The organism is Aquabacterium sp. (genome assembly GCF_030652515.1).
GTDB lineage: Bacteria > Pseudomonadota > Gammaproteobacteria > Burkholderiales > Burkholderiaceae_C > Aquabacterium.
On the sequence record NZ_JAUSAR010000094.1, the window covers coordinates 1 to 7,687 of the forward strand.

A 7,687-nucleotide genomic window follows, 5' to 3' on the forward strand; every position below is an offset into this window, starting at 1 on the left:
GTTGCGGTCACGAAGGCAAGGGTGCTGGCCATCCCCCTGCGCGATCTCAAAGCCTTGTCTCCGGCCACAACGTTGATCAACGACCTGCTCATGCGAACGGCGGGTGCCGCTTTGATGAGGGATTGGCGCGTCGCCTACCGCCTGCGGGATCTGCCCGCCTTTGCGCGGACGGTGGCCGGGCTGTCTCACCTGGCCAAGCTGGCTGAGTTCAAGCCCCAGGATTTGGAGTCCGATGGGACCACCTCATGGTTGATCTCTGAGCCACATCTCGCCTCATGGCTCGCGCTTGACAGCGAGGTGCTTCACGCCCAACTCCAGAAACTGGAACGCTATGGCGTGATGTCGCTGAAGGCCCATGGCCCGGGATGGCTTGATCCAATCAAGCTTGATTCGCTCTGGCTGGTGGACTGATCAGGGGAGATTGGTGGTCATGGATTCGATCCCTGTTCGGCCAGCAAGATGACATCGTGTATTGCGGGCCTGCGTTCGATCAGTTTGACGCCGTGGTGCTGGTTGCCCCGGCCTCGACTTACCGGGTCGGCAAACCCGATGTCATGTTGCTCACGGTTCAGGGCAACGAGCTCTGCCATGAAGGGGCCGCCAGGGTTGTCGATTCGACAGGCCGATACCCACTGTTGGGCATGTGGCTGAGGCCCCACGAGCTGGACTTCACCAGCGGCGAAAGGCGGGTTCAAGCCTTTGGCCGGGCTGTTCAGGCCATGTGCTAGCGCCAAGCTGATGGAGGCTGGCATGGATCCCTCCTTTCACCGTGCATTTTCTTGATCTACCGCAACCGTCAATTTGGGCGAATCAATAAATTCGAAACCTCCGACCGCCTAAAACAGCGTCGCGCGGCAACCCGCCTCACAACGCAGGACCACCCATGTGTTTTTCCGCCTCAGCGAGCTTTGGCACGGCTGCCTTGTTGTTCGCCACCGGCGGGATGACCACGGCGCTGGCACAAACCGATCAAGAACGGCCCTTTGCCGCCATTCCCCTGCTCTTCGGAATCCAGCAGCTCATCGAGGGCCTGATATGGATGGGATTGGGGCGTGGGGACACACAAATGGCGGGTTCGCTCGCCTTCTTGTATTCGCTCTTCTCGCACCTGGTTTGGCCTGTCTACATGCCTTGGGCAACTCTGCGCGCAGAACCGCTTGGCCGCCGTCGCAGTCTGATCGTCATGGCACGGGCAGCCTCGCTGGCTCTGACCGCTTACCTCGCCTTCAGTCTCTGGTCGGAACCCATCACCGTTCAGGTTTGCGCAGGACATTTGGCTTACGCAGGCGCAAGGCAGGACGTCTTCGGCCCATGGCTCATGCTGGCCTACGTGGCGGCCACCTGTGGGTCGCTGATGCTGTCCTCACACCAAGTGTTGCGTGCCTTCGGGGTCGCGGTGCTGGTCAGCCTCGGTCTGACGGTCGCCATCTATGAGCAGTGGGTGATCTCGATCTGGTGCTTCTTCGCGGCGCTCCTCAGCTTCATCCTGCTATTTCATTTCATTCAGCCGGCATGGCGTTCCATGCGCACGGCCTGAGCAGCAGGTGACCATGGGTGATCCAGACTATGAACCCCTGATACAAGCGGTGGTCGATGCCATGATGGTGGTCGATCGCGACGGCCTGATCCGCAGCGCCAACGCACCGGTCCCGCATCCTGCTCAAAACAAACACATCCACCTTGCTGGAGCTGGCGGCTGGCGGCTGGCGGCTGGCCCAAGCCTGCGGCCTGGACGCGATCGACCCCAGGTGACGGGGATGGCTTGCGTTGAGGCACCGCTTCATTTGATCTGACGCAATGTCTGCACGCCATCGGGCGCCTATATTTTCTCAAGCACGATGATTGGAGAATCTCACCATGAGTGTCACGCCGTCCAACAATGTTTTCATGACGCTGGTGCGCGCCTTCTTTGTCAGCGGAGGTACCGTCAGGGCCGAAGAACTGGAACGGCAGCTTCAAGAACGACAACGTGGTGACTACATCAGCCTTGCCAGGCTCATGGCATCGGGCAAGGTGTTCTTCTTTGAGTGGCGAGACGCATTCTGGGTGCCCATGTTTCAGTTCGATCCTCAAAACTTGTCGGTCAAATCAACATTTGAACGAATCAGGGATGAGCTCACACCCCAGCTGAATGGATGGCAGCTCGCTCAATGGTTTGCCATGCCCAATGTCTGTTTGGGAAACCGACGACCGGCTGATGTCCTTGACTTGGACTTTGCATCTGTGCTGGCAGCCGCCAGGCAAGACCGTGGCCTGGCTCACTGAGCATGGGGCGGTTTCGTTCCAGCTCATTGCACTTCAATGCCTGGCGCAAGTTCAAACTCATGCGCCCGGTGTGGTGAGAAGCAACGATCCAGAATGCGTGCATCAGATGCGTGTCAATCTGCGCCGCCTGCGCTCTGCGCAGCGAGCTTCACTGGCTGGACGATTGCCTGGGTGCAGCCCGAGACTCGGAGGTTCTGGCCGAGAGCCCGCTGCCAGCATTGGCGGCCGCCTCACCGGCCAAGGCATCCTGGCCATCGCTTCAACAGGCCGTCTCATCGACAGCTCATGAGAATCGACACCTTGCTGCCACGGCGGTGAGCTCCATGCGCTACGCCAAGTTGATGCTTGGACTGGCGGCATGGGTGCAAAGCGCCACCGACAAATCAATGAATGATTCCATGGAGCGACAAGCCCCCAAGCTGCTCGCACGACTGCATCGCAAGCTTGCCAAAACCGGCGGACACCTCTTGAAAGGCACGGCCAAGGAGTGCCATCGCGCTCGCAAATGGGCCAAGCAACTGCGCTACGCCGCGGAGTTCACTCCGAAAAACTTCTGAACCAAGTCAGCAGATCTGGCGATGCCCGCGCAGCAACCATGCTCCGGCAAGGCCACCGCAAGATCAGGCGTGATCTCAAGAAACAGTGAAAGCAGTTCCGCGCCACCAGAAGGCCAAAGCGGGACAAGCATCCGCATGATTGGCAGGCACTCAAATGCTTCGCATCAGCCTGAAGGCCACGGTCGAGCCTTGGCCTGCTTGGCTCGCGACCAGCAGCTCGCCCCCCATCAGCTCCACCAGTTTTCTGCTCAGGGACAGCCCCACACCCGTCCCTTGCACACGGGAGGCCTCGGCACCGAGCCGGTCAAAGGGGGTGAACAGCCGAGCCAGTTGCTCGGTCGACATTCCGATGCCTGTGTCTGCAACGATGATCTCGAGGTGGGAATCCGATTGAACTGCCGACAAGGTGACTCGGCCACCGGGGTGGTTGTATTTGATGGCGTTGGACACCAGGTTGTTGATGACCTGGCGAACCCTGATTGGATCAGCGAGCGCCAGCAATGGCGCAGTTTGGTCGAGGTGGTTGACCAGCTCAACGTCGGCCTTTGCCGCCATCGGCGTGAGGTCCATCAGGCAGGCCGCCAAGACCTCCTGAACCACCACCGGGATGCGGCCGACTTTCAAGTGGCCTTGCTCGGCCATGGACAGATCAAGTATCTCGTTGATGAGATCGAGCATGTGCTCGCCGCACCCCAGGATGACCTCGCTCCGTTGTCGTTGAAGCTCGCTGGCACTTGAATCCAGCAAGTTCAGTTGGGCATAGCCCAGGATGCCATTGAGTGGTGTGCGCAATTCATGGCTGACACGAGACAGCAACTTGGTCTTGTTCAGATTGGCCGCTTCGGCCACGTCGCGTTGCACACGAGCCTCCTCGACGCGTCGCCGGGCGGTGATGTCCAAGGTCGTGCCGCGCAAGCGGGTGATGGCACCATGCTCATCGCGGATCGCCTCGCCCCTGGCCTCCATCCAGCCGGTGGTCCGATCCGACCTGATGAACTCAAGCTCGATGACATAAGGCTCACCCGTCGCACGGGTACGCTCGAGGATGTCGGTCAGTTTTTGCCATGACGCTGGCGTGAAGAGCGCTGCCTGCTGGGCCACCGGGGGCCCAGCACTGGAGGGCGCCAATCCGAACATGTGAAACAGCTCGTCAGACCAGGTGGTGGTGTCCGGCTCGATTTCCCACTCCCAACTGCCAATCTGGCTGAGACGTTGGGCCTCGCGCAACGCCGAGTCACTTTTTTGCAGCAAGTAGATTGCACGGCCCTTTTCATCCACTTCATGGCGCAGTGCAACTTCCACCTCCTTCAGCACGGTGACCTCTGTCACCTGCGCGATGAACCCCATGATCTGTCCATCGACCACGTCGGGAACGTAACTGGCCAGAGCATGGCGTTTGATCCCGTCAGGGCCCGGCACGACGCGTTCAAAGAGTTGCTCTTCACCGCGCAAGACCCCTTGGATGTAAGGCTCGTTGAGCGCGAAGAGCACAGGCCCGAGCAACTCCCGAATGGACATGCCCATCAGCTCATCGGGGCTCAGACCAAACCAGCGCTCATAGGCCTTGTTGGCGAATTTGCAGCGCAGATCAACGCCCCAATAGGCCAGCATGGTGGGCACATGATCCACCAGTTTGCGAACAAGCTCTGAGACATCGGGGTCCGTGGTCAAATTTTTCTCCTTTGCCGTGCAGCCAGGATCTGGCCGCACCAATGCGCAGGCGAAAGTCCTTGGACAAGGTCAATGCGATGGCAATGTCCCCTGGATTATTTTTCCAGGGCTAACTTGGCGCACATTGATCCTGCGCAAACTACCGGTGTTTCGAGCGTTTGACACGCATCAACCGAGGGTTGATTCCAGCTCCGGGAGGGTTGAGTGATGGAGGGTCCAGCGCAGCCCCTCGCCCTCATCGAGCACCCCGAAAGAGACCTCGAAGTCCAGCAGGCTTGACGCCTGCGTGGGGTGCCTGGCCACCACCTCGGTCAAGGTGTCGCCTGGCCGGGTGTCGGTCGGCCAGGCACAAGCGCGCGGGCGAACCTGCATGATGCAGCGGCCTGCGGTCAGGATCCTGGTGACCTGCACTGGGTTTTGCGCATCGGCCTGCTCGCGGAACGTGCACGGTCCGATGGATTCTGGCAGGCGCTCCCAGACCTCGCGGTACACGCCATGCACGCCGGTTTCGATGACGCGGTCGTCGGACTCGAAGACCATCCAGCCCGCGTCGGGCGACAGGCCTGGTGGCTGGTAGTCCAAGCGGCGGTGCCAGGTGCAGATCTCATCCTCTTGTGGCGAGCGCCGTTCAACTTGCGTGATGCCGCAAAAGCCGCTTTGCAAAGCCAAAGCTTGATGCTGCCCAGAGCTCATGGCAGACAAAGGCGCTTTGATGCGGTCGGCTCGGGCGGCCAGCGGGATCCGCAGGTCCGCATGCCACAGCTCGGTCTGCATCCACAGGACCAGGCTGGTGTCGTCCCGCTGCGTGGGAGTCTCCAGCAAGGTGCGTGACCAGACGCCACGGTAGCGCTCGGGCACGGGCTGGTGGCTCATTCGCAGGCGCCTGGAAAAGCGGGCAAGGTGCGGTAGAAAGGCAGATCGTGGTTGGGCCAGATCCAGGCGCCGGTGTCACGCGCCAAGGCCTTGAGCTTGCGGATGCTGTCGATGGCCTGCTGTTCGCGCCCCAGCCACAAGGTGCCGGGCGCCACTTCGTCATCCAGGTTCTCTTGCAGGTCGGCCGCGTCACCGGCCAGCAAGATGGGTGGCCCTTTCGGCATCTCGATCAGCATCGACATGTGGCCCACGGTGTGGCCGGGGGTGGACACGGCTTGCACACCGGGCACCAAGGTGTACTCACCCTGCCGGGTGGTGAAGGGGATGGGGGTGCCCGCATCGTCCAGCAGATCGTCGGCGAAGACGACGCCATCGGCGCCGCTGCGCGCCACTTCCAGCTCATCGTGCTGAACATGGATCTCGGCGCCGCACCCGCAGCGGCGCAGGTCCTTGAGGCCCCCGGCGTGGTCGAAATGCAGGTGGCCGATGAAGATCAGGTCAACATCGACGGGGCTCAATCCCAGGCGCGCCAGGTGGTGTGGGATGCGGTGTTCATCGCGCATGTCGGGCGCACCGAATTCGAAGACTTCCGGGTTGTAGTAGCGCGCCCGGGCCACCGGGTCATGGATCTTGGCGTGGTCACAGCCCACGTCGTAGAGGATGCGGCCGTTCGTCGTTTCAATCAGGTAGGCCAGGATGGGCGCGTCGATCATCTGCCCCATTCCGCGGTTGAAGGTCGAGATGGATTTGTCGTAGCGGTGCGTGGCCGTGAGCAAGGGCCAGAGCTTCTTGACGTGGCTCATGCGGTCGATTCCTTCGGTGCCATCGTCGTCAAGGCGGTGACCACGGCTTCGGTGTCCAACACTTGGCCAAAGAGGCCGCCTTCCACATTGATCATGGCCAAGGCTGGGGCTTGCAGCGCGGGGTCGCTGGCGGCACAGGCATCGCCCACAGTGGTGCAGGCCAGGCCCCGGTCCACGGCCTCGCGCAGGGTGGAATGCACGCAGACCTCGGTGGTGACACCGCAGACGATGAGGTGGGTGATCCCCCGGTTGGCCAGCACCTGCGCCAGGTCGGTCTGGTGGAAGGCACCGTAGCCGGGCTTGTCGATCACGACCTCGCCAGGCGCGGGGCGCAGTTCATCGATGAAGTCATGACCATGCTCACCGCGGATGAGCAAACGCCCCATGGGGCCATCAGACCCAATGGCCGCGCCAGCCCGGATGCTGCGCTGCAGCTTCTCGGGTGGACAGTCGGACAGGTCCGCGCGGTGCCCTTCGCGGGTGTGGATCACCAACAGGCGAGCCGCTCGCGCGGCCTTCAGCAAGGCCTGGATGTGCGCAATGGGCTGGGCCAATCGTGCCGTGTCCAGGCCGGCTTGCGCAGCGTAGCCACCGGGCGCGCAGAAGTCGCGCTGCATGTCGATGACGATGAGCGCCGTGGCGCCAGGCAGAAAGCGTGAAGGCATGGGTGCTGCGGCTCTCAAGCAAGGGCGCGTGGATTGAAGCCCGTGTCCATGGCCTGGGCAATGCGTTGGGCCACCTCTTGCGCCATGAGCTTGCCCTTGTCCGCATCGGCGCCTTTTGCCGACGACAACACGCCCGAAGCGGGCACCCAGTCGGTGCGCGTGGGGTAGAGGTCGTAGGGTGGGAAGTCCACGGGCGGCTCGTCGGGGATCAGATCGAGCCTGACCAAGGCGGGGTGGTAGTGCAGCATCATCGAGGTCTCGATGACGGCAGCATGCTCCAAAGCGAAACCCGGGAAGCCCTCGGGGAAGACGTGGGCCAGGGTCTGTGGCGTCATGAAATCCCAGTACTCCAGGCGCATCACTTCCAGCTGGGCATGGGGCCCCAGGTCACGCAGGCCCAGGTCGATGCCTTCGATCAGGAACCATTGGTTCTCGTAGTGCCCATTGAGGATGACCAGGCGCTTGACACCATGGCGGGCAAACTCGCGCACGGCATCACGCACCGAGCCAATCAGGGTGGCGGCATCGACACTGGTGGTGCCGCAGAAGTGCTGGCCACCGCCACATTTGGGTTGTGACTTGTAGCCATAAGACAAGGTGGGTGCGACCAGGGCGTTGCTCAGGCGAGCAGCATCGGCCGCGACGGCGCTGGACAGCAAGCCATCGGTGCCCAAAGGCAGGTGCGGCCCATGTTGCTCCAGCGCCCCCACGGGCAAGAGGATGGCGGGTTGCTCGGTCTGGATGAGGGCCTGGTAATCAACCCAGGACAACTCGTTCATGAACACGGTACGCATCAAGAAACTCCTGTTCAAGGCATCACCGACCCGCCGTTGGGCCCCAGCACCTGGCCGCA

General features: G+C 61.8%; 10 protein-coding genes and 1 pseudogene. 5 read left to right on the forward strand and 6 right to left on the reverse strand.

Annotated elements, in window-relative coordinates; genetic code table 11:
- Positions 1 to 411, forward strand: a 411-nt coding sequence (locus Q7V20_RS11460; RefSeq protein ID WP_304790830.1) for a hypothetical protein, incomplete at its 5' end; no start/stop codon positions are given.
- Between the two features lie 17 nt (positions 412 to 428).
- On the opposite strand, the gene Q7V20_RS11465 is transcribed toward Q7V20_RS11460, so the two are convergent.
- Positions 429 to 752 carry a hypothetical protein gene (locus Q7V20_RS11465; protein ID WP_304790831.1) on the reverse strand — a complete coding sequence of 108 codons (324 nt, stop codon included), beginning with the start codon at positions 750 to 752 and terminating at the stop codon, positions 429 to 431.
- A gap of 131 nt (positions 753 to 883) precedes the next feature.
- Here Q7V20_RS11465 and Q7V20_RS11470 point away from each other — a divergent pair, with 131 nt between their 5' ends.
- The 4 genes and pseudogenes from Q7V20_RS11470 (at position 884) to Q7V20_RS11485 (ending at position 2,822) form a co-directional block, all read left to right on the forward strand.
- A complete protein-coding gene (locus Q7V20_RS11470; RefSeq protein WP_304790834.1) occupies positions 884 to 1,537 on the forward strand; it encodes a DUF6629 family protein in 654 nt (217 codons plus the stop codon).
- A gap of 13 nt (positions 1,538 to 1,550) precedes the next feature.
- Complete coding sequence (locus Q7V20_RS11475) at positions 1,551 to 1,793, forward strand: hypothetical protein (RefSeq protein ID WP_304790837.1); 243 nt, start codon at positions 1,551 to 1,553, stop codon at positions 1,791 to 1,793.
- 64 nt (positions 1,794 to 1,857) lie between these two features.
- Positions 1,858 to 2,265 (forward strand): hypothetical protein, encoded by a 408-nt coding sequence (locus tag Q7V20_RS11480; RefSeq protein WP_304790840.1) that lies wholly within the window; start codon positions 1,858 to 1,860, stop codon positions 2,263 to 2,265.
- Positions 2,198 to 2,822, forward strand: a pseudogene (locus tag Q7V20_RS11485) (CHAD domain-containing protein). Before Q7V20_RS11480 ends, Q7V20_RS11485 begins: the two are co-directional and overlap by 68 nt.
- A gap of 150 nt (positions 2,823 to 2,972) precedes the next feature.
- Here Q7V20_RS11485 and Q7V20_RS11490 read toward each other — a convergent pair.
- The 5 genes from Q7V20_RS11490 to Q7V20_RS11510 form a co-directional block, all read right to left on the reverse strand.
- Complete coding sequence (locus Q7V20_RS11490) at positions 2,973 to 4,493, reverse strand: ATP-binding protein (protein ID WP_304790842.1); 1,521 nt, start codon at positions 4,491 to 4,493, stop codon at positions 2,973 to 2,975.
- A 168-nt stretch (positions 4,494 to 4,661) separates the two neighbouring features.
- Positions 4,662 to 5,366 (reverse strand): hypothetical protein, encoded by a 705-nt coding sequence (locus Q7V20_RS11495; RefSeq protein ID WP_304790845.1) that lies wholly within the window; start codon positions 5,364 to 5,366, stop codon positions 4,662 to 4,664.
- The gene (locus tag Q7V20_RS11500) at positions 5,363 to 6,169 is read right to left on the reverse strand and encodes an N-acyl homoserine lactonase family protein (protein ID WP_304790847.1); all 807 of its coding nucleotides are present in this window, start codon (positions 6,167 to 6,169) and stop codon (positions 5,363 to 5,365) included. Before Q7V20_RS11500 ends, Q7V20_RS11495 begins: the two co-directional genes overlap by 4 nt.
- A complete protein-coding gene (locus Q7V20_RS11505; RefSeq protein ID WP_304790850.1) occupies positions 6,166 to 6,834 on the reverse strand; it encodes a cysteine hydrolase family protein in 669 nt (222 codons plus the stop codon). The genes Q7V20_RS11500 and Q7V20_RS11505 overlap by 4 nt, the downstream gene beginning before the upstream one ends.
- A 14-nt stretch (positions 6,835 to 6,848) precedes the next feature.
- A partial coding sequence (locus Q7V20_RS11510) for a creatininase (RefSeq protein WP_304790853.1) occupies positions 6,849 to 7,687 on the reverse strand: 839 nt, incomplete at its 5' end.